The sequence below is a fragment of the Halococcus salsus genome, from assembly GCF_009900715.1.
In the GTDB taxonomy this organism is placed as follows: domain Archaea; phylum Halobacteriota; class Halobacteria; order Halobacteriales; family Halococcaceae; genus Halococcus; species Halococcus salsus.
This window is the reverse complement of the sequence record NZ_JAAAJC010000010.1, coordinates 39,218-63,984: the sequence shown is the minus strand read 5'-3', so window position 1 is coordinate 63,984 and position 24,767 is coordinate 39,218. Positions and strand designations below refer to the sequence as shown.

At 51.8% G+C, this 24,767-nt stretch carries 27 protein-coding genes and 4 pseudogenes; 13 read left to right on the top strand and 18 right to left on the bottom strand.

Annotated elements, in window-relative coordinates:
* Both GT355_RS15965 and GT355_RS15960 read left to right on the top strand, forming a co-directional pair.
* Positions 1–979 (top strand): bacterio-opsin activator domain-containing protein (locus GT355_RS15965; protein WP_160135544.1); only part of this gene is annotated, 979 nt, incomplete at its 5' end.
* A gap of 102 nt (positions 980–1,081) precedes the next feature.
* Positions 1,082–1,672, top strand: a pseudogene (locus GT355_RS15960) (formate/nitrite transporter family protein); the annotation flags it as partial.
* 14 nt (positions 1,673–1,686) lie between these two features.
* On the opposite strand, the gene GT355_RS15955 reads toward GT355_RS15960, so the two are convergent.
* Positions 1,687–2,196: an HPP family protein gene (locus GT355_RS15955; RefSeq protein WP_160135542.1), complete on the bottom strand. Its 510-nt coding sequence runs from the start codon at positions 2,194–2,196 to the stop codon at positions 1,687–1,689.
* Between the two features lie 19 nt (positions 2,197–2,215).
* Positions 2,216–2,635, bottom strand: a complete 420-nt coding sequence (locus tag GT355_RS15950) for a universal stress protein (protein WP_160135541.1) — start codon at positions 2,633–2,635, stop codon at positions 2,216–2,218.
* A gap of 371 nt (positions 2,636–3,006) precedes the next feature.
* On the opposite strand from GT355_RS15950, the gene lrp reads away from it, so the two are divergent.
* A complete protein-coding gene (lrp, locus tag GT355_RS15945; protein WP_160135540.1) occupies positions 3,007–3,465 on the top strand; it encodes an HTH-type transcriptional regulator Lrp in 459 nt (152 codons plus the stop codon).
* Between the two features lie 68 nt (positions 3,466–3,533).
* Here the strand turns inward: lrp and GT355_RS15940 are convergent, their stop codons facing one another.
* From GT355_RS15940 to GT355_RS15930, 3 genes are all read right to left on the bottom strand, one after another.
* Positions 3,534–4,769, bottom strand: coding sequence for an MFS transporter (locus tag GT355_RS15940; protein ID WP_160135539.1), 1,236 nt, complete (start codon positions 4,767–4,769; stop codon positions 3,534–3,536).
* A 164-nt stretch (positions 4,770–4,933) separates the two neighbouring features.
* Complete coding sequence (locus GT355_RS15935) at positions 4,934–6,076, bottom strand: MFS transporter (RefSeq protein WP_275690159.1); 1,143 nt, start codon at positions 6,074–6,076, stop codon at positions 4,934–4,936.
* A gap of 199 nt (positions 6,077–6,275) precedes the next feature.
* Positions 6,276–6,881: a cyclodeaminase/cyclohydrolase family protein gene (locus GT355_RS15930; RefSeq protein WP_160135537.1), complete on the bottom strand. Its 606-nt coding sequence runs from the start codon at positions 6,879–6,881 to the stop codon at positions 6,276–6,278.
* A 209-nt stretch (positions 6,882–7,090) separates the two neighbouring features.
* Here GT355_RS15930 and GT355_RS15925 point away from each other — a divergent pair, with 209 nt between their 5' ends.
* Positions 7,091–7,780 carry a DsbA family oxidoreductase gene (locus GT355_RS15925; protein ID WP_160135536.1) on the top strand — a complete coding sequence of 230 codons (690 nt, stop codon included), beginning with the start codon at positions 7,091–7,093 and terminating at the stop codon, positions 7,778–7,780.
* Positions 7,781–7,847: 67 nt separating this feature from the next.
* Here GT355_RS15925 and GT355_RS18350 read toward each other — a convergent pair whose 3' ends face one another.
* The gene (locus GT355_RS18350; protein ID WP_160135535.1) at positions 7,848–8,330 is read right to left on the bottom strand and encodes a nucleoside deaminase; all 483 of its coding nucleotides are present in this window, start codon (positions 8,328–8,330) and stop codon (positions 7,848–7,850) included.
* 88 nt (positions 8,331–8,418) lie between these two features.
* Here GT355_RS18350 and GT355_RS15915 point away from each other — a divergent pair, with 88 nt between their 5' ends.
* Positions 8,419–8,742, top strand: coding sequence for a DMT family transporter (locus GT355_RS15915; RefSeq protein ID WP_160135534.1), 324 nt, complete (start codon positions 8,419–8,421; stop codon positions 8,740–8,742).
* A 246-nt stretch (positions 8,743–8,988) separates the two neighbouring features.
* Here GT355_RS15915 and GT355_RS18630 read toward each other — a convergent pair whose 3' ends face one another.
* The 6 genes and pseudogenes from GT355_RS18630 to GT355_RS15890 all read right to left on the bottom strand — a co-directional run bounded on the left by GT355_RS18630 (position 8,989) and on the right by GT355_RS15890 (position 13,257).
* On the bottom strand, positions 8,989–9,174 hold the full coding sequence (locus GT355_RS18630) for a DUF7577 domain-containing protein (protein ID WP_420825978.1): 186 nt from the start codon (positions 9,172–9,174) through the stop codon (positions 8,989–8,991).
* Positions 9,175–9,347: 173 nt separating this feature from the next.
* Entirely contained in the window at positions 9,348–10,193 is an 846-nt protein-coding gene (locus GT355_RS15910; protein WP_160135533.1) for a formate/nitrite transporter family protein, read from the bottom strand.
* 392 nt (positions 10,194–10,585) lie between these two features.
* Positions 10,586–10,725, bottom strand: a pseudogene (locus tag GT355_RS18625) (cytochrome d ubiquinol oxidase subunit II); the annotation flags it as partial.
* A 154-nt stretch (positions 10,726–10,879) separates the two neighbouring features.
* Positions 10,880–11,317: a hypothetical protein gene (locus GT355_RS15900; RefSeq protein WP_160135532.1), complete on the bottom strand. Its 438-nt coding sequence runs from the start codon at positions 11,315–11,317 to the stop codon at positions 10,880–10,882.
* The gene (locus tag GT355_RS15895) at positions 11,314–11,832 is read right to left on the bottom strand and encodes a DUF7342 family protein (protein WP_160135531.1); all 519 of its coding nucleotides are present in this window, start codon (positions 11,830–11,832) and stop codon (positions 11,314–11,316) included. Before GT355_RS15895 ends, GT355_RS15900 begins: the two co-directional genes overlap by 4 nt.
* A 387-nt stretch (positions 11,833–12,219) precedes the next feature.
* Entirely contained in the window at positions 12,220–13,257 is a 1,038-nt protein-coding gene (locus GT355_RS15890) for a pentapeptide repeat-containing protein (RefSeq protein WP_160135530.1), read from the bottom strand.
* Between the two features lie 89 nt (positions 13,258–13,346).
* Between GT355_RS15890 and GT355_RS18345 the strand changes: the two are divergent.
* From GT355_RS18345 to GT355_RS18525, 5 genes and pseudogenes are all read left to right on the top strand, one after another.
* A pseudogene (locus tag GT355_RS18345) lies at positions 13,347–13,543 on the top strand (inorganic phosphate transporter); the annotation flags it as partial.
* Positions 13,544–13,711: 168 nt separating this feature from the next.
* Positions 13,712–13,975 carry a site-specific integrase gene (locus GT355_RS18340; protein WP_338036195.1) on the top strand — a complete coding sequence of 88 codons (264 nt, stop codon included), beginning with the start codon at positions 13,712–13,714 and terminating at the stop codon, positions 13,973–13,975.
* Positions 13,976–14,027: 52 nt separating this feature from the next.
* Entirely contained in the window at positions 14,028–15,590 is a 1,563-nt protein-coding gene (locus GT355_RS15880) for a sulfatase family protein (protein ID WP_160135529.1), read from the top strand.
* Positions 15,591–16,763: 1,173 nt separating this feature from the next.
* A pseudogene (locus GT355_RS15875) lies at positions 16,764–17,297 on the top strand (recombinase family protein).
* Positions 17,188–17,451: a hypothetical protein gene (locus GT355_RS18525; protein ID WP_338036196.1), complete on the top strand. Its 264-nt coding sequence runs from the start codon at positions 17,188–17,190 to the stop codon at positions 17,449–17,451. The pseudogene GT355_RS15875 and the gene GT355_RS18525 overlap by 110 nt, the downstream one beginning before the upstream one ends.
* A gap of 246 nt (positions 17,452–17,697) precedes the next feature.
* Here GT355_RS18525 and GT355_RS15870 read toward each other — a convergent pair whose 3' ends face one another.
* Entirely contained in the window at positions 17,698–18,474 is a 777-nt protein-coding gene (locus GT355_RS15870; RefSeq protein ID WP_160135528.1) for a CPBP family intramembrane glutamic endopeptidase, read from the bottom strand.
* A gap of 481 nt (positions 18,475–18,955) precedes the next feature.
* Between GT355_RS15870 and GT355_RS15865 the strand changes: the two genes are divergently transcribed.
* Both GT355_RS15865 and GT355_RS18620 read left to right on the top strand, forming a co-directional pair.
* On the top strand, positions 18,956–19,399 hold the full coding sequence (locus tag GT355_RS15865) for a DUF7347 domain-containing protein (protein ID WP_160135527.1): 444 nt from the start codon (positions 18,956–18,958) through the stop codon (positions 19,397–19,399).
* Positions 19,329–19,535: a hypothetical protein gene (locus tag GT355_RS18620; protein WP_420825977.1), complete on the top strand. Its 207-nt coding sequence runs from the start codon at positions 19,329–19,331 to the stop codon at positions 19,533–19,535. Before GT355_RS15865 ends, GT355_RS18620 begins: the two co-directional genes overlap by 71 nt.
* Positions 19,536–19,730: 195 nt before the next feature.
* On the opposite strand, the gene GT355_RS15860 is transcribed toward GT355_RS18620, so the two are convergent.
* The gene (locus tag GT355_RS15860; RefSeq protein WP_160135526.1) at positions 19,731–20,576 is read right to left on the bottom strand and encodes a formate/nitrite transporter family protein; all 846 of its coding nucleotides are present in this window, start codon (positions 20,574–20,576) and stop codon (positions 19,731–19,733) included.
* Positions 20,577–20,688: 112 nt separating this feature from the next.
* A complete protein-coding gene (locus GT355_RS15855) occupies positions 20,689–21,474 on the bottom strand; it encodes a sulfite exporter TauE/SafE family protein (protein WP_160135525.1) in 786 nt (261 codons plus the stop codon).
* A gap of 129 nt (positions 21,475–21,603) precedes the next feature.
* On the opposite strand from GT355_RS15855, the gene GT355_RS15850 reads away from it, so the two are divergent.
* Positions 21,604–21,972: a DMT family transporter gene (locus GT355_RS15850; protein WP_160135524.1), complete on the top strand. Its 369-nt coding sequence runs from the start codon at positions 21,604–21,606 to the stop codon at positions 21,970–21,972.
* 120 nt (positions 21,973–22,092) lie between these two features.
* On the opposite strand, the gene GT355_RS15845 is transcribed toward GT355_RS15850, so the two are convergent.
* The 3 genes from GT355_RS15845 to tbsP all read right to left on the bottom strand — a co-directional run bounded on the left by GT355_RS15845 (position 22,093) and on the right by tbsP (position 24,600).
* The gene (locus GT355_RS15845; RefSeq protein ID WP_160135523.1) at positions 22,093–22,416 is read right to left on the bottom strand and encodes a rhodanese-like domain-containing protein; all 324 of its coding nucleotides are present in this window, start codon (positions 22,414–22,416) and stop codon (positions 22,093–22,095) included.
* A 155-nt stretch (positions 22,417–22,571) separates the two neighbouring features.
* Entirely contained in the window at positions 22,572–22,928 is a 357-nt protein-coding gene (locus tag GT355_RS15840; RefSeq protein ID WP_160135522.1) for a nuclear transport factor 2 family protein, read from the bottom strand.
* Between the two features lie 841 nt (positions 22,929–23,769).
* Complete coding sequence (gene tbsP / locus GT355_RS15835) at positions 23,770–24,600, bottom strand: transcriptional regulator TbsP (protein ID WP_160135521.1); 831 nt, start codon at positions 24,598–24,600, stop codon at positions 23,770–23,772.
* Positions 24,601–24,767 lie beyond the last annotated feature (167 nt).

Here is a 24,767-nt window from a genome sequence, read left to right as displayed (position 1 = left end):
CGAGGATATTCCACATGAAGAACCGACGGCTCAGGCAGCTGAAACTCACCAACCGACAGTAGTCTCAAATGTTGCGAGTGAGCTTCAAGTGGAAGCTTGGAGATCGGAAGCACTCGCTCATGGGTTCCGTTCTGCTCTCAGCCTTCCCTTGATCCATGAAGAGGCCTTTTACGGGGTAGTAACAGTGTATGCAGGTCAGCAGGAGGCGTTCGACGAAACCTCACAGGCAGTACTCGGTGAATTGAGTGAAACAATTGCTGCGGCTATCACTGCAGCAAAGCAGCGGGATGCACTGCTCAGTGACACTACGACTGAGTTAGAATATAAGACGACTGATAGGGAATCGGTCTTGCTCCAGCTTGCACGCGCCGCCGACTGTACAATCTATCTTGATGAAGGGCTCCAACAGACCTCCCAAGGAATATCAGCAATTGCGAAAGTCGACCATAGTTCACTTGATGCGCTACGCGAAGCAGCTACATCGGTCGTCGGTATTGAGAATTTCAGGGTGATCTCTGAATCAGCGAACGGAGGTGATTCGACCGTTCAGTTCCACTTTTCAGCCCCTTTCATTGCGACTAAACTCGTTGACCATGGAACTACTCTCCGTGAGATATCAGTAAATACGGACGCAATGCACCTCAAAATAGAGGTCCCAAACCCAACCGCCACTCGAACCGTCAACAACATTCTCACACAGGAGTTTCAAGATTTGACTCTTCTCACACAGCATAATCGACAGCGTACGGACAATATCAATGATATGACTAGGTCACAGATATTCGACCAGCTCACTGACCGGCAACTGGAAGTGGTGAGAACGGCCTATCAAAGTGGATACTTTGAAACGCCACGGGAAAACTCAGGTTCGGAAGTTGCAGAGATCCTAGAAGTGTCTCCGTCTGCATTCTCCCAACTCAATCGCACCGTTCAACGGAAAATATTCTCAAGATTGTTTGAGGTAGAATCGGAACGTTAAGATCAAATTCTACTGCGATATGTACGATTGCAACTCGTGCGTCAGTGTTGAAGTACGGGGTACTTTCCAAATCAAGGAGTACAGGATGGATGATTGTTCGGCTCTTCCATTGCATTCTTGTTCGTAGTCCTCGGCCAAACGGAGCTATTCACCGCCTATTCGACAATGGCCGTCCTCCCCGTCTTCGATCGCCGTGCCTCTCTCAGTGATCTCGGCGGACTCTGGGGAGCAACGTGCGTCTCGAATCTTCTTGGGTGCATGATATTCGCTGGCCTTATCGGAACGATAGGGCCATTGATGAATATCGTATCACCATCAGCATTCGCTACCCTTGCAAATGCGCTGGTGCCATTGCCGTGGTGGACGATTCTTTTGAGTGGGGTTGTGGCAGGTTGGCTCGTGGCCGCCAGTCGCGATACAATCGGACGGATCATGTTCACATTGATTGTGACTGGAGCGATCGGTTTCGGCCCGTTCCATCACGCCATCCTCGGAACCACTAAGGTCGTCTCGGCGATGCTCTTGGGCCAAGGAATCACGGTCGGGGACTTCGTCCACTTCCTCCTCCGGACCACCATTGGAAACATCATTGGTGGGGCAGTCTTCGTTGGACTGCTTAATTATGGCCATATCGAACTCGCTGGTACGCAACAGGATGTGGATTTCGAGGCAGAAACGACCAACGACTCCTGAATACCGACTCTTGCCTAAGAGAGACTCCAGTGCGTGGAATCTCTAATTAGTTGATCAATACGGAGCAAGAGCTTCTGAACGCCAACAATGATGACTACAGCACCGATGATAATTATACTATCAAAGAGTGTCGGGAGGAGTCCAAGCGCCACGATTAGCGTCGTCGCACAAGCTGGTGGATGCCGAATACCAAAGTAGAGCATGGCAACTACGGTCAAGACGATCGCTACAACGCTACTGACAGCTAATCTAAGACTAACAGTTGAAAACGGTGGTATTTGGCCTGTAACGACGATACCCTGTGCAAAGAGATGGTATGCGAGAAAACCAGCGATGACTCCCAGAACATGGCTTCCTATCACCCGCTTTGGATTGCTTGCCTCGCTCTCGGGGAACATCGCGAGAACGAATGCAGATGGCCCTAGGCTCGGAAACAACGCTGGTAGCCCACTTGCCCATGTGAGGACTCCCAAGATTGCAATCAAGAGGCCAGTATGCAGACTTGTAGTTATCTGGTCGTTCATGAATCCGATTCTTGATGAGTCACGGCACCACAGTAACAGGCACCGACGAGTTTTCTACAACCGATCCTGCAACGCTTCCAAGAAGAACGCGCGAAACACCGGAGCGGCCGCGACTTCCCATTACGATCGCATCAAAAGAGTGGTTTTCAGCATGTTCAACGATTGCTTCGGCGGGACGACCTTCTATGAGAGTCGTAGTGAGGTCTCTTCCAGATTCACTAGCTAAGTCACTTGCTGCTGTGAACAATGCCTCTGCTTGGCTCTCTGGAGTAACTTGGCCGCTTTCCTCACTTGACGAATACTCTCCATACCCTGCCCCGGCCGGGTCAATGACGTTTATGACAGTGATATCTGCTTCTGGATACAGTTCAAGTGCATACTTCAGACCTGGCCAAGCATGGCTTGAGTCTGTAAGGGGGACAAGAACTTGGGTGCTCATTAGAGTAAGAGAGGCCGCCCGTGACTATGAGTCCTGCTGAATAACTTCTCAACACTTACTGTTGTTCGAGAAATGATGTCTACCCGAGAGAATTACAGATCATCTTTGTTGAGTTCAGTCCCACATTCAGGGCATTCTTGCTCTGCAATCGATATTCGAAGATCACAGTGAGGACAGATGGCTAGGTAGCACGCGCGTTCACCCATAGTCTCATTTCTACATCCGTCTATATATAATAGATGTCGCCAACTATTCCATGTAGGGCCATACTCGGTAACTCATTGCTCTCGCTTCGGCATTAGTGATTGAGGAGGAAGTATCTAGAGTGTAGATTCGTAAGGTTTTATCGTTGTTACTGACTATATCCGAAGATGACGTACGAGAACCTCGACACAGAGTTGATCAACGAACTTCTGGGTGATGGTCGGGCGAGTCTTCGCCAACTCGCCGAAAAGCTTGATGTGTCAGTCACGACAGTCTCAAACCATCTCGATGATCTTGAGTCGGCAGGTGTGATACAGGGTTATTCACCGCAAATAGATTACGAGGCACTTGGTTACGGAGTAACAGCGATCATCCACCTCAATATCGAAGGAAGTGGGCTGTCAGAGGTCGCTGATAGTCTCAGAGAATACGACCAGCTCACATCAGTGTATGAAGTGACTGGCAATCATGATGTTGTTGCAATCGGGAAATTCAAGGACACCGATGATATGAACGACCTGATCAAGAAACTGATTAACAACACAGACATCAACGAGTCGGACACGAGTGTGGTTCTGGATACTGTATGTGAGAACGAACAGTTTGAACTCGAAATGCAAACATAGCATCCCCTGACTTCCTCCATAGACTGACATAGGTTAGAGTGTTGCCTAGCTACATGCAGAAGGCTAATTCAATCACTCTTAGAGTCTCTCCGGGAAAGTAGGTAGGTGCTAAATCCGCCACCAACAACGGCAATAATGGCGAGGATTGCAAATAGCACTGTAGCAGAAGAATACGTTAGTATCGCTCCGGCCCCAGATGCAGCAAGGGCACCAAACCCGAAATCGCCGAAGTAAGTGAATCCATACGAGAGTCCGCGGGCAGCTGGTGGGGTATACTCCGCAACAGCCGCCTGATAGAACGGTTGGATGTAAAAAAGTACGAAACCGAATACCGTTGATAGGACGAGCAATGGACCAAGACCTGCATTTGAGACCGGAACGTACCCAACAGCGAGGATCGCGAGCATGGCGAAACCCGTGGTAAGTCCAATTTCGACCCGGATTCGGTCTGTTAGTTTTCCACCGACATACTGTCCAAATAGACCCATAGCGAGTAGCCCTGCAAAAACGTAGTTGCCAGGTTCAAATGTTCCGCCAAAGGCGTGAATTGGGCGGATCGCTTCGAAACCCGAGAACATCTCTGGGAGAAACGTTAGGGAGCCCCGATAGTAGAGCCCGTAGCTCATTACCATCCCAAAGACCACAATGAATGCACTCGCAAAGAGGAGTCTAGAGGTGTCGAAGAACTCTCCAATGGAATCAATATCGGGCGCGCGTGCTCCGCCATCAGTAGTGGTAGTCACAGTGCCCTCATTAACACTAATTCGGGCAGCGAGAACGGATGCGAAGAGCGCTGGAAGTGCTAAAATGAGTGCCACGAACCGCCAATCGTTGTTGAAAGCTACAAGAAGGAGAGTTGTGAGCAATGGACCAGCAGCGGTACCTATGTTTCCTGCCATTCCGTGATAGGCGAAGACATCTCCACGAGTGGAGGAATTTCTTGTAATCAGTGTTAGCCCCGCTGGATGATGTACACTCGCTGCAGTACCCCAGATAGCAAGTGCGAATGCCAGTACGATGAGATTCGGAGCGACACTCACTCCAAGGAAGGCGAGGCCCATACCCGCGAGACAGCCAACTAGCAAAGGCTGAGAACCGATACGATCGGTTAGAATACCAGCGGGCAGCGACCCAACTCCATAGAGAAACACCCCTACCGTAATTACGCTCCCAACAAGGAATGCCGTTGAGTTGAACTGTGAGAGCCAGACAGGGATGAAGATCGGCATGGCAAATTCATAGGTGTGGACTAGAGAGTGCGAAAGTACTACGAGGCTAGTAATAGCCCGATCATTGTCGTCCATAGCAGCGATCCGTTGATACAGTGTATGAAGCTGGTGATCCAATCAAAGCACTTCGAGAAAATGAATAGGTATGATTTTTAGCCGGTACATACGTGTGGTAAGTCCCAGATTGTTCTGATTGACATAGGCTCTCTAGAAGGATGTTTTGCGGTGCTTTGGTTTCGCTACCCTATATTCACTGAAGCCTCTTTTCGAATATCCCATCCAAGGATGAGGAGAGCGAGTGTTGCAACGATAAAGAGTAGACTCCATCCGATCTGCCAGTTTGCCCACGTGGCGAACGTCCCAACCGCGACACTTCCTGTAGCCCCTATAATCCCATACATTGCTCGGACGGCTCTATATCCACTTGTCCGACCTTTCCTCCCGAGGGCGGTCATTGTCTTCGCACCAAGTACACCACCCCAGGACATCCCTAAACCAAGGAGAGCAACCCCAATAAGTACTATGAGCGATGAAGTAGCCAGTATCAGGATTGCAACTCCTGTGGCCAAGATGAGCGCAGTAGCGATGAGGACAGCGTTCGCCCCTAAGCGGTCAGCGAGTCGGCCGGCGAGTGGCATACCAATAATCCAGATAGCGAACGCAAGACTGAATCGAGTATTCGCAGCAGGAATCGATAGGTTATGAGCGGCATGAAGATACGCAGGGAGAAAGGATGTCACTGATTGGAAGCAGAACGTGAGGCAGCCCGCTAAGAGGACGATGCGTCGAACAGCCGGATCATGAATGACACGGTTGAGTGCAGTGGTGAGTTCCTTCTTGCTGGAGTCAATCTTGGGTGCAGGACCATCAATTTGAGGGAGAGCGAACACGGCGATGACTGCCATCGATCCAGCGACGAAGAGACCAACAAGGGGCGCCGCCTGCCAGCCCTGGAAACCGGCGATTACGGTCACAACGAGTGGGATCACGATCCCTGCACTATCGCCACCCGCGAGATGAAGTCCAAGTGCTTCGCCGACGTTTTCGCTCGTCTCTGTCAGAAGAACAGCAGCCGCTGGGAAGTAGAGACCTGGGCCGATACCGAGGCTGACCACTGCAATGGCGAACACAAGTACGGATGGAGCAATTGCGAGCAAGCCGGATGCAGCTGCTGTGAGAAGTAGCCCTGCGACGATGAGTGGGCGTGTACCATACTGGGCAGCGAGTACTCCCGCAGGAAGTTGAGCGAGAGCGTATGCAAGCCACATTCCGGAGAGGGAAAGGCCAAGCACCCCTGGGGTCGTATTGAACGTCGAAACTGCATATGGGACGATCGGACTGACAATGAGACGTGCAGCCATCGCAGCAAAGAACCCACCCATCAATACTACAAGTACCCGTCGTCCCGTTTTCACCTCGGATATCTACTATTGGGTAACTTGAAGACACCGGTAATCGGCTCTCTTTGAGTATGAGACACTTCGAGGTCATCAGCGACAGACCACAAAGACGTCTCAAGATACTATTCAGTTATAGGAACACCACTATACCCATTCTAAATTATGACTTGCTCCTTTTGAGCTAGCTATTGACGCTTTCTGCCACTGCCGCTACTTTTCGCTCTGCAGAATCTTTGAGATGATCGGTACGCACGGATACCTCATCAACGTAGGTCTCGTCATCAATCATCTGAAGATTGAATTGAACAGTAAGAACTGATGCCCGAAGTGAACCATATGCAAGTGAGGCACCGGTTCCAACATCTGCGATAGCATTCTGGTTGCACAGTTCAGATGCTGTGATTGCAAGCTCAATGACTTCAAGACATGCCTCGGCCGTCTTCAGAGGGGCATTAGTGGCCCGTTTCATGGCTTTCTGCATTTCCTCGTCGTGATGCTCTATGTGTGGTGAATTGAAGGCGCTCTGCAATTCGTTTACCGCTGCTGAGTCCTCATCAGCAAGTTCTACCAAACGTTGTCGATACGCACTGGATTCGGCACGGATAGTGGTTAGTTCCTGTTCTACATCAGGGTCAGCGGTTTGTCTTAGGGTATGGATACAAACCATCTCACAAAGTGCTGCTCCGGCCGCTCCGCTAATAGCAGCAACTGCTCCTCCGCTTGGTGTGATGTTGTCTGATGCGACATTTCCAAGAAATTCATCGATTGTTTGATTAGCGAAAGTCATACCAACATCTCCTCTTACCGGTCAGACAATATCTCTGGCTTTTCAATATAGGGTATCAGGCGTTGACTGGCAATCTGGTACAAAATGGTTGGGTAAAAGCGCTTTCAGTAGCATTGTGAACATTCCCTTTTCAGTTCCCACCACGAATCTCTACTCTGAGGATACTTATAGACTCGACTGTCAACCTTGGTCAGAGAGTAAAGCAATTGATGGTCTATATTATCGGATCAACAGTCTTGCTAGTCATATTTCTGTTCTGCACCCTTCGTCAAATCGTGAACCCCTCTAACCGTACACTCACACTCTATGCAGACTATGTCTGTCCATTCTGCTATCTGGAACAGCAATCACTCGTCGAATATCGTCAGTCTCACCCAAATCATCCTCTCGTTAATTGGCTTCCCTACGATATCCGGCACCAAAAGCGGACTACAGGCGGTTTTCTCGATACCCAGTATGATATTGGATATCCGGAACAGGTGCATACGAAGATTTCCAAACTCGCTCAGAAACATGATGACGGGACTATGCTCTCACCCGCAGACGTCCCACTTGTAGACTCACTTCCCGCACAGATTGTATCATGGTACATCAAGCACGAACACCCAAATCGCTGGTTCGCGTTTACCGACCGAATTTTCACTGCACTCTGGTGCAATGGTGAGGATATCAGCGATACAGGGGTTCTTCGTAACATTGCTGAAGAGAGCGGACTCAATAGAAATGCTATCGACATCCCACTGAAGAAAGCAGATGCTCGCGAGCAAGTGCTCACTCAGTGTGCGGAGGCACGTCACGCGGGTGTGGGTGATGTTCCCACCCTTATCTACGAAAGTCGATCACTCCATGAAGTCACCTCAGCCAATAAACTCGCGGAATTCATCCACGAACAGGGATGAGTAGCTATCATCTCAAACACTGTCTTTTCTAACCCGCGATCTCACAAATCGGTGAAGGATCGCGAGCTCAGCTGTTGAGACTCTGCCAGCGTTTGTAGACTTCGAGCCCATCGTCGTTTTGTTCGTAAACGAGTGGGAGGTTCCGCTCATCCCAGTCCTTAGCGTATTCATCGTAGAATTCTCCGAATTCGAAATATTTTCGGCTATCAGTGTAGTACTGTTCGTAGTCTTCTCTTTGAGTGAGGAAGATTACTCGGTCGGGGCTGCAATAATAGAGCGCACCGAGACACATCGGACAGGGATGTGCCATCACGTACACGTCGCAGCCGGAGAGATCCTCGCTCTGGATTCGCTTACAGGCCTGTTCGATTGCAACGGTTTCTGCGTGAGCCACGGGATTGTTGGTCTGCTCGACGAGATTGGGGCTCTCAGCTAAAATCTCGCCATCTCGAACGATAACACACGAGAACGGACGCCCACCGTCTTCGATATTTTCATGAGCGAGATCAAGCGTGCGTTCGATATATTCTGAGTCAGCATCTGGCGCCATCTCCAAGGGGACGTCTACGACGAGTATATGAATTTGGCTATAGGAACGAATCGGTAGGAATTACAGTCGTGCGTGCCTTTGTTCGAGGATGAATACCGCATGGCTGTATCTCCTAGTCGCTGCTGTGTTTGAAACGGGCTGGGCAATTGGATTAGAATTCTCTGATGGATTCAGTAATCCCATTCCAAGTATCGCTACTATAGTATCTATGGCAATCAGCGTGCTCTTGCTTGCGAAGGCTGTGCAGTCGCTCCCGATTGGTACTGCATATGCTGTCTGGACAGGGATTGGGGCAACTGCTACTGCTGTACTAGGTGTTGTCCTCTTCGACGAGTCATCTAGCGTCGCTCGATTCGGATTTATTGGTTTGATTATCCTCGGAGTCGTCGGTCTAGAGCTAACAAGTGGATGATTTTAGTCTAGAAAATTTGTGCGTCGTTTTTCTTCTCACATATATCCAAATCGAGAATTATCAGAAATAAATGGGACATCAATGCGGATCAATCCATCTCACGCGTCTTGGGAAAGGGGTCCAGCCAGCACCGTGCGTTGACTGCGACAGCCGTGGTATTATTACAACTACGATCGACCGAATCAAGCGCTTGATGGTCGAACGCCTGTCGGGGAGGTTCTCAATTAGATAGTATAGCAAAGCTCTTCATTTTATTTTTGCTACATGGATATATTGAGTCTGTGAAGTAGCTCGTAGAGATTTTATACACTCTCGACAATACCAATAGAATTTTTTGTTGATAGTCCCACAGTTTGGACACGAAACGAAACCAGGTTCTTGAGAGGGAGTTTTAGTAGGTGTCTCAATACCCTTGGTTGGTACAGACCCCATCTCACAACGTTTGTTATGATTTAGCATATTTCTTTTGCCGGTTTACTCACTATGCTTCTCTTCAGCAGCTTGAGGTATTCCTTTGGCGCAGTGATCCTCCTCGGTAAGATTCTCGTGAAATGACTGACGAAAACAGCGTCTCTTCTCTAAATTGGGACTTTTTGCTGTGTGAACTACGAATCCTCAATCCCATCTGCTTGGAAGTCTATGTCTTTCTGCTCACCTGCAAGCGCGATATGACCGTAATTGAGTAGAGCAACGAACACCGTGCCACCGATGATATTGCCGAGGGTAGTGAAAACAAGGAATGGGACGAACGCTCCAGGCGTGACGCCCGCATCCAGAACGATTGCTGAAAGCACTTCGGTTGTCCCGAGAATCGCGTGATGAAACGGCCCGAAGCCGATGGCTGCGGTGGTGAGTAATACGAAGATGATCCGTCCAATCGTATCACGGCTGGCAGCTGAGAGCCATGTCGCCATACCCATTAACCATCCCGCAACGACACCCGAGAGGAGCACGGTCCACCATGGAACATTGATGAGCGCGTCTGCGAGCGACCCGAAAGCTGAGGCGGTGGCAATGCCCATCGGTTCACCGATAGCAGCGATGAGCCCAACGAATACCGCACATCCCAGCAGATTCGAGACATACGTTACGCTCCAAATCCGCCCGAGGTCGCGAATCGACGCTCGCCCATCGAGCACCGGGAGAACTGCCATAGTAGAATGAGCGGTGAACAATTCGGTCTGACCAATGACTACAAACAGAAAAGCGATCGAAGAGACGCCCGCGAGTGCGACCTGTTTCGTGAGGTCCGAACCGAACCCGCCAGCAAAGGTGAGCACCATCGCCATAAACAGTGCGCCGAAACTCAAGTTGAGTCCTGCAGAGAACCCCGAAATGAATGTCCCAAGCGCGGGTCGGTCCATCTCCTTCAATGCGTTCTCCATCTCGCGCTCAATGATGTTCCGATACGACAACGTTGCGCCCGAGGGTTCGTCCGTTTCAGAATTCACTACAACAACACTCTCGTTCCACTCATGAGAGTTACACGGTTTTCCTATTACTGTAATGCGCTTTGTTGAATCCCTGGAAGGCGACGGGAATCACTGCTTGGTGGAAGTTTGATGTTGTAGAATAAAACCGCGACAGTCAGGAGACTTGTTGTAAGATATATCCTGAATCCAGGAGGCTCACCAACGGTTGCTCCAAGTAAACCTCCTGTAATACCAATTAGTGAGCTCGAGCCACTCAACGAGAATTCTAGAGCTGAGATACGACCTCGATATACTGGGACCATTTTGTGAGTGAGGTTTCGTCCAACCACGGACTTGGACTAATGTGATATCCGTCTCATCTTGGCAACGATCCACATTTCTTTCCGGCGGTAGCGAGCTCGAGTCTAGCATTAGTATGATTCACCTGTTTCAATAGACCACTAAACGCAGAATAGAGCACAACGAAATAGCCGAATATCAACGGCAAGAAGAGCGCTGTATCTATCGTCATAATGTTGAGTGGTAGCGAGGAAACGATGGCTTCCCCGACGGCGCGGGTTCAAATCCTGCCCCTCGCACTCCTTTCAGAGTTATTTCGCACCGTCAGCGAATGCACTGCCCGGCGAGAATTCCGTGAGGTCTTCGATTTCATCATCGGGAATAGATACCCAAAATTTCTCTAAATGTATTTTCATCTAGCGAGCCTACAGAGCAGTATATTCGGGAATCACAGTCCCGAAGAGATCGTCACAGCACTCCCAGAGGATTTTCGGCGGAGAAGCCGCTTCGAATTCGGTACCTTCGCGATGGGGGGTTTCCATTGAAGCCGTCTGGTACTGGAAATGCGCCATACCCAGCTCATCGTGATCTTCGTCCTGATGCCAGCCACAATGAAAATCCAAATTGGGGTCAGCGTAGTCGATTCTGAATTCGTCGTGGGGCGGCGTTAGTTTCCAATGGACTTCGAGCTGGGGCGAGTCAGGTCCAGTCGGTGGAACAACGCGCTGTGGGTCGACCGTCGCAGCGAGGTAGCGTTTCTGAATCGCATCTGGCTCAAACCGAACGGAGATGATCTCAGCTTGCCGTTCCAGTGTATCCCAAAGGGTCCGATAGAGAGCTGGGTTTTCCACTCCCGGATTCATGCGGAGGCAGAGCGCCGTTCTCCAGGAAACCGGTCGTAGAGTTGCAATGCATCCTCGACGAGACGGCGGCGAGTCCGGAGGTGATCCCACTCGCGAGCAGCCTGGCGACGTTCGCCTTCGTCCGTAGTATCACCGGTTTTCCCGAGGCTCGCACGGAGCTCGTTGGGGGTCTCTGTGTCGTAGTCACGCTTCCACGTTCGAATTTGCTCGTTCATCGCTTCGAGGCTCGCAGCGAGTTCATCGGGTGAGTGTTCTTCATAGAGCTCGCGCATCTCGAGGAGATACTGGCCAACGGGATCCGGCTCGTAGGTGGTCTGCTGACCACGTGTATCTGCAGTCAGTTTGCCGTCGTCAGCGAGTCGTTTGAGGTACTTCGTCGCCGTTTCGTGGGCCACCTCGGCCTCTGTAGCGATCCAGTTTGCCGTTCGTGGTTCACTGACAGTGAGTGCAACAGCTTCGACGCGCTCGGCCCCCGATAGCCCGTCAGTCCACCCTTGCGCTGATTTCTCGCTCATGAGTCCATCTACAGACTATACGTAGAAATAAGTTGCGGCGATTCGAATTATGTCTGAGACGGATCCAGCTGAGAGGATTCACATAAGTCGATCAGGGGGAACAGATAGCGTCTCTACTCCCATCCGATGAGCAAGCATTCTTCGCGCTGGGAGTTTCTACACAGGAACGTCACGGAAGCAGCTACTGAACAGGTTGACGGCGGAATGAGTCACATGAGGAACACCCAAATCAGTGATCCGAGGTGGTTCAGGACTCCCTATCCGGTATCTGACGATACCCAGGAGGAATCGAGCGCCAACTACCGTGAGGACTTTTTCACTCCATTCAATGGGGCCTATGCATTGAGAGCACCAGTCTCAACTTCCGTTGAAACGTTGGGATGAGAATCACAGCGTACGCGTAAGCACGTAGACTAGTAGTGCCAACAGCAGTGCACCAAGTAGCGATTCAATGCTGGCCAGCGCCCGAGCAGCGGTGCCAACAGGTTGAATGTCGCCATAACCAAGCGTCCCGAACGTAATAACGCTGAAATAGAGGCTCACAAACAACGTCGAGAGCAGCTCTCCGAGCGGCATCGTGGTTGGGCCGCCTGACCAGTAGGCGATCACCGTCCCCGTGGCTGGTTCCCGAATTCCAACGGTAAACGGATACAAAAGTGCACTCACGACGATGAGTACGAACGAACTGATGATTACCCGCACAGGGCTGGTTCCGTATCCAGTTACCCAACGTGCGCCCTCCAGTCGCAACGCGCGGGCATAGTGGCTCCGCGCCCACGCAATTCGCCGTCTGAGATCTTTCTCACGGAGGTAGTACTGGCGTTCGATCTCTGGTAACGCGTTCTCACCGAAGAGTCGTTCGAGTTCTTTGTACGCCCAGACCGCCTGCTCGGCAGCAACAACAAACTCATTTCCGGAGCCTTTGAGGACGGTCTCATCAGCGACTCGGTCACCAAAGGTTGTGTATCGATCTGCATGTGCGCCCTGAAAGAGCGCTCGGTCGAAGAGCGCGCCCTCAAAATTCGCCCCCTGAATCTGAGTGTGGACGAATTCGGCGTCCTCGACGTTCGCGTCGGTAAAGTTCGCGCTGCGTGCGTCGGCGTTCCGGAAGTTCGCCCGCCGGAGATCTGCACCAGCGAGATCCGCCTCTCGAATGATTGCGTCGGAGAAATCCGCACCGATGAGAGTTCCACCAACGAGCCAATCCATATCGGTGAGAAAAGCTCCGCGGAGTACCGCCCCATCGAGGCGCTCGTCCCGCTCGGGTGGATGGTCTTCGAACGCCCCACGAGGCTTCCCGGTCTCGTCGGCGTGCCAGATACACCGTTCATGGGTTTCCCAAATTGGCCGCCAACAACAGACTGCGCCGACATCTTCTTTGGTGATTACGGGTTGCTCGTATCCACAGCGTCCCTCAGTCGCCATTGCAAATTACGATGTTCTATGAACGGATAGTGCTGTTCCCAGCGCTTGCCACTCGCATTTTTGTTATCTCGGCGATTGCACCACCACCGATGGTTGATGTCGGAACAGTATTGATAGCCATCGTCGCAGGAATTGCGAGCCTGTTCATGACGTGGACTATCGGTGCTGGGTCGTCGGAGTCTACGCCTTTTGCCCCTGCCGTAGGTGCACACGCTATTCCGGTAATGCGTGTGGCCTTTCTCGTCGGCATTTTGGCTTTCTGGGAGCCGTCCTCCAAGGCGCGAACTAGTCGAGGACGGGGATTACTACTTCCTCCGCGTGCCGCAGGGCAAAGTCACCACAGGGGGTGGCGGGAAACCGAAAACGCCTACCTCCCGCGTGAGGTCGAACACGATCTACACCTGCACCGCTATTACGGACCGAGAGCATCGCTCAGTCAGATCTCGTGATCGATATGGCCCCCGGGATGATGCAGCGAATCATGAAATCCGCCGCGACGAGAGCAGTTGATCGTACAGGCAACGACGATTCACGGAAGGTGTCCTCTCACGACCTTCGACGACACTTCGCCCATTCGTGTCTCGTTTGCGAGCGGATGAATCCCCGTGTTGTAATGGGGATCGGCGGGTGGGACAACTATCAGTCTTTTGAGCTATATCTCAACAAACTCAGCATTGAGGCGATCGTCGCCGAATTCGCTCACGCCAGTATAGTATGATACAATTTCAAAAGACGAAAGACCACTCATCACGGTTATCTTGGTATCAACCATGATCAACCATTCGGCGGAGCACTCGGAACAGAGTCTTCACCGTCGAAACGCTCTCAAAGCGGTTGGCGGAGTGGGGGTTACTGGGGCGCTCAGCGGTTGTAATTCGAATATCGACATACTACAAAATAAGGATTCAACGATCGAGCAGCGTAACGTCGTGTTCATGCTCAGTGATGACCACCGATACGACTTTATGAGTTTCATGGACGAATCGGGGACTCCGGAGTTCTTAGAGACACCAAACATGGACCGTATGGCGAAGAATGGGGCACACCTCCGGAACGCTTCGGTCAATACGCCACTCTGTGCGCCAAGTCGCGCCTCGATTCTTACTGGACAATATGCACACGAGCACGGTGTCATTGACAACCAGCACACGAAAACAGACCACGATCCATTCTTCATCGAACACCTCCAGGATGCGGGCTACGAAACAGCATTCATCGGGAAATGGCATACATACCATATGGACAATGCGCAACCGCGTCCCGGGTTCGATCACTGGGTCAGCTTCGAGGGCCAGGGATCGTATTTCAATCCGACGCTCAATATCAACGGAAATCGAGTGAGACGTAAGGGCTACATTACCGATATCTTGACTGAGTACGCCGAAAAGTGGCTCAAAAACCGGGATAGCGACAAACCCTTTTTCCTATATCTCTCACACAAGGCTCCCCATTTGCAATTCCGGCCAGCACCACGTCATCGGACCCGGTACGCAAACGCACCCATCAAGTATCCAAAAACGATGGCGAACACGAAGAAGAATTATGCTGGAAAACCTGATTGGGTGAAAAACCAACGCGACGGTCCACGCGGCGTGAACTATGTTTTTGGCGGTCGTTTTAGCTTCGATGAGCTCTATCGTCGATACAGCGAGACACTACTGGCGCTTGACGAAAGCGTCGGTGCAATAATGGATCGACTCAATAAGTCGGGATTGGCTGATTCGACGCTGATGTTATACATGGGTGACAACGGTTACACGCTCGGCGAACACGGACTGATCGGCAAGCAGACTGCCTATGAGACGTCACTTCGCGTGCCATTGCTCGCATACGCACCGGGAATGATTGACCCAGGAACAGTTGTCGATGAACACATTTCGAATGTTGATATTGCACCGACGATTCTCGCGCAAGCCGGGCGTTCCATGCCCGATTACATGAGTGGCGAATCGTTTCTGCCAGCACTCGCTGAGGGAACGATGAGCAAACGCAAGGAACCCTTCTATGAATCGTTCTGGGGCGGAGCTCCTCAGCATCCAACAATGTTCAGCACACGAGAAGGCCAATATAAATATATCTGGTACTACGGCCCAGTCAAGAACGAACTATACGACCTCAAAGCTGACCCACTTGAACAACACAACCTCGTCAACGAGAAGAAACACGAGAAACTCCTCAAAGTAATGCACGACCGCCTGTTTGATTGGATTGAAACGGATGGCGGTATACCAATTCCGCTCCAGCGAAGTATGCGCGGAACCAACCAGAAAAAGCGGCCAGAAAATGCACCGAAGACGGCCCCAGACAATATCCAGGGTCAACAGCAGAACTGAGGCCAAGCAAGTGTTAGGAAGAGATGGTTTCGAACAACCAGAGACGAATAGTCTTTAGGAGAGCAATACTTCATGAATAGAACTTGCCTACTAGAGAAAATCTAAAGTTGAGATAATGTTAAATTAAAACTGGAGGAGGGGGAGTTCGTAATATTCATAGTTCTTTTCGAAAGCTGTATTGTCGATGGAGTATGAATATATCTTCTATTCTAAGTATCATCTTCAAGCAAATAGGAATCCAACCATGACCAAACCAGCTATTCCAAAAAGGACTGCACTGAAGATCACTGATGGAGGGATTTCACGTTTCGTTGCTATTTCCTTCCATCTTCTATACCGAGACCCTTGGTAAAGACATACAATAGCAAAAGTTCCAGAAACGATAATTGTGAATATCCCGCCTCGGTTTAGTGTTATGACCATCGAAATGGTCCAGGTTACGAACCCGACTATCAACAGTCCGAGATAAGCCCACTTTCGGTCAGCCATCTTACTACATTTCCGCTACTTTCGTATAGGGTTCTCGGTGGGCACCTCTTTACTTCGAACTTTCCGTCAATAGATTAGTAGCCATTTATCCGTGCGACGTTTTTGATGTCTCCAGAACCCAGATCCTGTTGTTATTGCTGACTTTCTCACCTTGCGACTGCTTCTACTAACGACTACATGCTTTTGGATGGATATAGTGGGTAATTCAGAGTGCTCTCGTTCAGAAGTTACGACAAAGAAGGGTTATCACACGAGACAGGACGGAACAATGGTTTCGTCGATCTGGTGTGGGTCGCTTACTTCCGTCGCCACCGGGAGTACAGAGCATATCAGCACCGCCGCCTGTCTCGCTTTGTGACCCTTCTCCGCAGTTCTTTCTGTCAGGGTTGTAGATATATGATTAACGCATTTCAGTGGTCTCGGTGACGGTAGACTTCATGGTTGGAATTGGTATTAGTAGTTATCTCTTAAGAAGCTGAATCTAGTGTCGAAACGGCCGTCGCCACATTTTCTCAAGCAAATATGCTATCTGATGATGGCCAGGTAGGATTCCTAATGCACGGTTCGCTGTGAGATTTGGTCCGTTGGGCTAAATTTCGCGGGTGGCCGTGCATGACGAATCCTACCTAGCCGACTTCAGATGGCATGACATACGGGTCAAATTCTGATACATAGCACCCCACCATGTCCGGGAAAACCGCTCTCTACTGTCGGGTCAGCACCAGCGAGCAAAGCCTTGCTCGCCAACGGCGACAGACCAGCGACTACGCGACCGACCAACTCGGGATTGAACCCGCCATGATCGATGTATATTCCGACAAGTAGACGGGGACCAACACCGACCGCGATGGATACGCCGAGATGATCGAGGCAGTCGAGAACTGGGAGGTCGAGCGAGTCGTCACCTCAGCGGTGTCGCGGCTCTCACGATCGGTTCGGGATTTCGCCGACGCCGTGGATCGAATCGTCGATACGAACAAAGTCGCGCTCCACGTCCTCGATATGGGGATTGACCTCGATCCGAAGAATCCGGATCACTACACGCGCGCGTTCCTCTACAGTCGCCGCGACGTTCGCCGAGCTCGAGGCCGAGATCAAACGCGACAACATTCGCGAGGGAATCACGGCGAGCCGCGCTCAGGGGAAGTGGCACGGTCGACCACCGTTCGGGTTCGACGTCGGTTCAGAGGGCTATCTCACTCCGAACGAGGACTATGATACAGCGGTCGTCATCATCGATGAGCTCGACAAAGGAACGAGCAAACGCGAGCTCGCCCGGCGAGCCGGTATCACCCGGACGACGGTCAGGGCGATCGATGACAATCGCGAGCGATACATCCAGGGTTCGGCCGAGGCGCCCGTTGAGGGGTAGCTCTACAACATGTCACTCTATGCAGGTATATGCAAAGTAAAACAACCAGACTACAGAGGCTCGGCGTTTGGATTTCTATAAACTGCCTGTTTTCTGATGGATTGTTGACTGCCAGCTCCAGATAGTGGGCTATGCATTGAAAGCGCTAGTCTCAACTTCTACCGGCACTTCGGAGTTTCGATGGCCGGGATCGGCGGCAAGTTAGCGTTCACGGCGACCAACCAGCCCGAAAGCGCTGTCTGGAGCTTAGGGAAACAGCGTGGGCAGCAGGACGTGCAACACCATATCGGCTGAGAAATGACTGACCATCGCTTTCGTCAGGTCGTAGCGCCAGTAGAGCCAACCGAAGACGATTCCGACCACTCCATTGAGTATGATCGCGCGTACGACCACGGCTGGCGTCAGTTCGTAAACCGCCGTAGTGGCCGGGAGGTGGCCGAGACCGAACAGTACCGCTGCGAAAACGATGGCTGCCCAAACAATGCCCACCGAGGGTACTCCGTCGCTTCCGGTTAGTTTCCAGCCACCCCAGACGAGCAGCGTCATGAGACCGAACCGGAGCAACAGTTCCTCAGTGATACCGCCATAGAAACCGGCGAGGAAACCGGTCCAGAAGGGGGCTTGTGGGGTTTCGGCTACAACCCCGCCGATAATAGCGTCCTGAACTAGGGGCACGAAGACCACGGCATCGAGTCCGACGATGAGCGCCCTCGACAGCAGTCCGAGGATGGAGGCAAGCCCATTGCGTCGCATGGCGTCCGCGGCCCATCGGTGGACGTGCAGGCCCACGCGGTCGTGGAGGAATGTCCCGATACCGACGGCCACGACGAGCAGGATACCCGTGTTCAATAGGGTGGAGACGACTATCAACCAGAGGAGTATCCCAAGGTCCTGTCCGTACAACTGCATTGGGAGGATGGCGAGCGTGCTGAGCAGGCCTGTGAGAACCAGGATGCCGAACGTTCGCCAGTTGAACCCGCCGTCGCCCCGAAGTGCGCCCCAGGTCTCCGAGAAGGACCTCATTCGTCCTCCAGTCGAGCGGGCGTGTTGTCGACAAGCAGTCGCGCCGAATTGTTAGCGCAACTGGCGGTCTAGGACCAGATATCGGCTATTGCGTCGACTATCATTCATGAAAACCTCTCGGCATGTGATTTAAACATCATGTCCGTATACGCTGTGAGTTCGGCACCACACATGTTGCGTAGCTCCTGGGTGAGACCATGACCGATCTTCTGGGTAAGGATCGGATTCCTGTGATTCGATCCGAGTACGTCGGGGGACATACTCATGAGCAGTTCACGACTTCAGATAATGGCTCGCCGTACTCCGATACATGGAATCGAGCGTGGCATGGCAGTCCAAACCGGTTGTCCGGTGCGGGAGTCACGAAGTGACGGTCTGTACAATGATTCCTGACTCCTGATCGTGTCCGAGCGCTTCGAGAGCAAGCGACGAGGACCGTACAACGGAACAGAATATGTGGCCAGCGTGTAGTCTCGCACATATGACGGCGTTCGACGATCCCACCGCGACCGAGGAAGGATTAGCCGAGTTAGGAAACGAAGTCCGACTGCGGGTCTTGATAGCGCTCTCCGACGCGCTACGCGACGACGGTGGCCCGGTCTCATTCAGCGAACTCCGTGATCGGGTCGGCTACGAGGACGATGGGAACTTCGGCTACCATCTAAAGCGCCTCCGGGGGTCGTTCATTCGGAAGACGGACCAGGGATACGTCCTCCAGGAGCGCGGACTCGCGATTGTCGGAACGATATTCGCCGGAACGCTCACGGAAGGGGAGCACAGACTGCCATCGTCGAGAGGGGGAGTGTCTGTTCTGCGACGCTCCGTTGACGGTCGAGTACTCGACCGGTCAGCTCGTGGTTCGGTGCAGTCGTGGCCACCCAGTCTTTTCGAACATGTATCCATCGGACGGTGCCGGACACGGTGACCTCGACCGAATGGTCTCCATTGTCGGGACCATGACCGCTCAACAACTCGAGTTCGCACGTGATGGGGTCTGCTCGAACTGTTACGGCGAAATGACGTCTGCTATCGAAGTCGGCGAGGTGATGCACACCATATAGTGATTCCACTATGAAACCATCACGTAAATCTCAAATCAGGGAAAACTAGTGAGTCGGGATTGGAGCCCAAGAGTACAAGGTGCGATAATTTGACCGACTCAACTTACCACCGATCTCTCAAATCTCCCATCAATACTAGAAGATCGAATGTATTTAACATCCTCCTCTCGGATCGAAGTCTACTCGCTGTGTGAATTACGAGTCCTCGATCCCATCGGCTTGGAAGTCGATATCCTTCTGCTTGCCTGCGAGAGCGATATGACCGTAATTGAGTAGGGCAACGAACACCGTGCCACCGATGATATTACCGAGAGTGGTGAACACGAGAAATGGGATAAATGCTCTAGGCGCGACGCCTGCACCCAGTACGATTGCCGAGAGCACCTCGGTTGTCCCGAGAATCGCGTGATGAAACGGCCCGAAGCCAATGGCCGCGGTAGTAAGCAGTACGAAGACGATCCGTCCGATGGTATCACGGCTAGCGGCCGAAAGCCATGTTGCCATACCCATCAACCATCCTGCAACGACTCCCGAGAGGAGTATAGTCCACCATGGAACCTCAATGAGCGCGCCTGCAAGTGACCCGAAGGCTGAGGGAGTGGCGATACCCATCGGCTCACCGATAGCAGCAATGAGCCCAACGAACGCCGCACATCCCAGCAGATTCGAGACATACGTTACGCTCCAAATCCGCCCGAGGTCGCGAATCGACGCCCGTCCATCGAGTACCGGGAGAACTGCCATAGTCGAATGGGCGGTGAACAGTTCTGTTTGACCGATAACCACGAACAGAAAAGCGATCGAAGAGACGCCCGCGAGCGCGAGTTGTTTCGTGAGATCTGAACCGAACCCACCGGCGAAGGTGAGTACCATGGCCATGAACAGTGCGCCGAAACTTAAGTTAAGTCCTGCAGAAAACCCCGAAATGAACGTCCCAAGCGCGGGCCGGTCCATCTCTTTCAACGCATTCTCCATCTCACGCTCAATGATGTTCCGATACGACAACGTCGCGCCTGAGGGGCCGTCTTCTTCAGAACTCACTAGAAAGACACTCTCACTCCACTCATGAGAACTACACGGTTCCGTGTTACTCTTCTGAGCTCTGTTAGTTTGTGTAAATGATAACATAATTGTTGAGATTACTGTCCAAAAGTTAGAACGCGAGGTAAGGAGTTACAACAATGAGTATCCCACCAAGTACTATTTTTAGTCGAGATGGTTCGATTCGATGAGCTATCTTCCATCCAAGGAGGACACCAGCCAAGAGTGGAGCACCTACAAGAACCGCGAGAGAAGGGGATATGGCTCCCTGAGAAAGATATCCTACTGCAGCAAACAGCGCGATAAAGACGGATTGTACCTGGGCAACAGCCACAGCGAACAGCATCGGTACTCCAAGAATCACGAGTGCTGGAACTGCAATGACTGGTCCTCCAACCCCGAGAAGGCCACTAAACGTTCCAAGGACGACTCCCAAGAAGAGATACCCCACTTTCCCACGAGTGGTTTCTGGAGTAAGAGCGCTGATAGCTCCCAGATCACGATATTCACGATAGACGATAGTGACGCCAGTGAGTCCGGTAAGACAGCCCAGTAGTAATCCAAACAGCTCTCGGGAGACGAATCCATTTAGCCACGCGCCTAACAGTGCTCCTCCAATACTCCCAATACAGAGCAGTCCAGTTAGAAGCAGATTCTCTCTGGAGAGTTCGCCCGATCGAATATACGCAAGAGCACCTAACAGACCCGTCGCAAGAAAGGCAACCTGCACTGTACCAGCAATAACTGCTGAATCAACCGACGTGAGCGCATACAAAGCAACAGTCAGAAAGATTCCACCGGGTCCGATCGCGGTAATACCGATTCCTGAAACGAAAGCGATGCCGATAAGCAGAGCTGCCAGCCCGAGTCCAAACGGAAGAGCGAAGCTCACAACCACGATAGCACCCTTTTTCTCTGAAAGTGGTACAAAATGCTTAGAACCTATTCGAGTCGGTTGCTCTACACGAGATGAGAAACAGCAGTTGACCCAGTAGGCCCTTTATGATGTGAATCATTAGTCGAAGTGATGAACTCGGCATGGGTATATCTCATCATTGCAGGAGTGTTCGAGACTGGGTGGGCGATCGGACTTGAACTCTCGGATGGATTCACGAAGCTCGTTCCGAGTATTGCGACAGTTATCTCGATGGCGATTAGTGTGGTCCTCTTAGGGAGAGCGGTTCAGTCACTTCCAATTGGAACTGTATACGCTGCTTGGACGGGAATCGGAGCGACTGCAACAGCACTCCTTGGCATCCTCCTCTTTGATGAGACATTCAGCATCACTCGTCTAGGATTTATCGGATTTATCGTCATTGGCGTTGCTGGCTTAGAACTCTCTAGCCGATCACAACTCGTTTCTCAATTAGCTCTGATTCCTCTTCTAATCGAGTGAGAGTGGATTAAGTCTCCATTGTGCTTGAGGGTTCTACCATACTCTACCATAACTAGAGTGTGAATGAGGTATCACATTGGTTCAACAACTGCAGTAAGAAGAGACTGGGTACACCAGTAGTTAGCTTTCGTTCTCTTTCCAACTATTCAATCCGCCGTCAAGGGCTTTTGCGTCATATCCTTGTTCGGTGAGTATCTCTGCTGTTTGCCCGGAGGTAACCCCTGCGCCGCAGAAGGTCACCACTTCCTCGTCATCAGGGAGCTCGCTCAAGTACTCTTGGACGGTTTCAAGATCACCATCTATGAGAGCGTCACGAATTGGGAGGTTCTGGCTTCCCTCGATGGTTTCGGCTTCGTAGTCGTCGTTAGATCGGATATCAACAAGGGCAATATCATCTCCGGCTTCAAGCCGTTGCTTCAACTCCTCAGCGGTGATTTCGCTCATTCGAGAACCCGTATACTATTCACTCCTAAAGAGGTTCTGAAAGGCTCACTCGCTGGTAAGACGAATTTCGTGAGTCTTCGCGGGACCGAGTGCATCGAACAGCGTATCACCCGTCCACTCACACTCAGTACATTCGTAACATGGTATCCCAGTGGCTATACTTCATCGCGGTCGGTGTAGGTATAGCGCCGCGTGATTACTTCGTTTTCGAACTCGTGGAAGTCAGCAAACCCAAACCTAACCTGCTCGCCATGCTGCTTCCCGGTGAACGAACCCCGGACTGCTGCGGTAAGGTCCTCAACGATCACACTGTGAATCTCATGGCTGCCATCTTCAAGCGGGCGACCCGATTCGTAGAATTCCCTGAGTGCACTCCGTCCCTCGATAGGAGACTGTCCCGGCCGTTCGTAGCTGATATCCTCAGCGAATAAGTCCATGAGATTGTCATAGCGATCTCTATCCACGAGCTCGTAATACGCCCGTACTACTGACTCCGGGCCAGTCGTAGCCATGGCTCAAGATACTGATTGGGGCTGTTTAAACCACCGTGCAGGGCGTCGCCTGTCCCTCGCTCTGTGGTCAGAACGGTTTTCACGCGAGACAGTCCGGAACAATGGTTTCGTCGATATGGTGTGGGTCGCTTGCTTCCGTCGCCACCGGGAGCACAGGGCACATCAGCACCGCCGACTGTCCCGCTTTGTGACCGTTCTTGCGGTCTTTCCTACCACGCTTCTCAGAAAAGTGATTAACGTATCTTACTGGTCAATCTCTCATCCGTTTTGGGACAGATCAGAACTTTCTCGAACGATTTGGCCACTGTAGAGCCCTACAAAAACAGTCACACTGAGCTGACCTTCAAAGTGCTTTCGCAGCCTCGCTCGCCAACCTTTGCCCTGCTTCCGAAGACATCCGTTAAAAGGGTGTCGGGATAGAAAATGGGCCGGCCGGTTTAACCCCCGGCCCGTGGTTCACGTATACTCCTACGCACGGTGTCCCCGTGTTGGCCGCACGTAGTACAGGCAATACGCCTGCATGCCTCAGTACGGGTTAGGACCCCTTAATTCTTGTTACCAAATAGCACAGCACATTCGATGTTTGGTTTCGTTCTCCAGAATGAATCGGGAGCAACAACGCAAATACTTGCCTACCGCTCACTACACGTTGCCGATGCTTCTCGCGAGTTCTACACACCGTTAACAACTCTGCTGGGATTCAGTTAGCGCTTAGCATCTTACCAAACAATCGAACCCGATTTCGGTTCGATCGTCAGGTAAGAATTATTTCGAGCCACCCCGCATTTTCACTGTAGCTCAGGAAAGTACTGGTTAGGCTTCATCAAACCAACGAAGAGAATTATGCCAGACCCTCTAAGAGTAATCCTTGAGCGACACCTGGGAGAACGTCGATATCAGCGTCCTGTAGTTCATCCTCACTGAGCAGGAGTCGAAGACGCGGCCGACCAACGTCGATCGGGACCTTTTCGGTCTCGATTAGGCCGCTCTCTTCGAGATTGTTCTTCCCTCGCGAGAAGGTTGCCTTGCTCGCAACGCCGACCTCCTCGCCCCAGTTCGAGATATCGTAGAGGAGGAGTTCGTGCTTGGCAGCCACTAGAAGGCAGATGTCTACCACGTCAAGATTCTCATCGCTACGAGTGCCCTCGACAGCGTCAAGCATTGCTCGAAAATCCGATTCGACCTCCGAGCCGAATTCCTCATTGAGGGACTCTTCGATCCGTGAGCGTCCTGGGGTTCGGAGTGAGAACTCTTCGGCCCGGTTCCAACGGTCGTTCCATTTCTCATTCACTGCACCGACGAATTCCTCATGCTCAGTCGGGAGTCCTACCGAGTGCTCACTAGCGGTAACGAGCGAGACAACTGACCCTTCAGAGATGACCAATTGGTTCTCGAGTGCGCCTTCCCCCGTCTTAATCGAGAGTGTCCCACTCTCAACGAGGTCTGCAGCCTCGCTCGCTAAGTCAAAATCGTCTCGAGCCCATCTCAATACCGATTCAGTTGTCAGCAGATGGACGGTCGGCGGACCATCTCTGTCTCTCAGTACAGTGATAAGTGCCTCAACGAGAGCTTCATCAAACCCAGTGCAAACGAGGTCGCGTGACTCATCCTCAAGGATTGCATTGAGGAGACTCGACCGGGTTACATCTCTGACCGGTTGGCTAAGAACCATGCATCAATTCAAGCCTGAGTCTGTATCGGTGTTTTGTCTAAACAATGAGGGTGTTGCATGCTACCGTTACAACTATCACAAAGGTTCAAGCCTGGTAGTGGGGGCTAAGGAAAGGCCGTGATGAGGGTGGCCCAACCCCGGTCTGTCTCATGACTGGCCGCCAGATG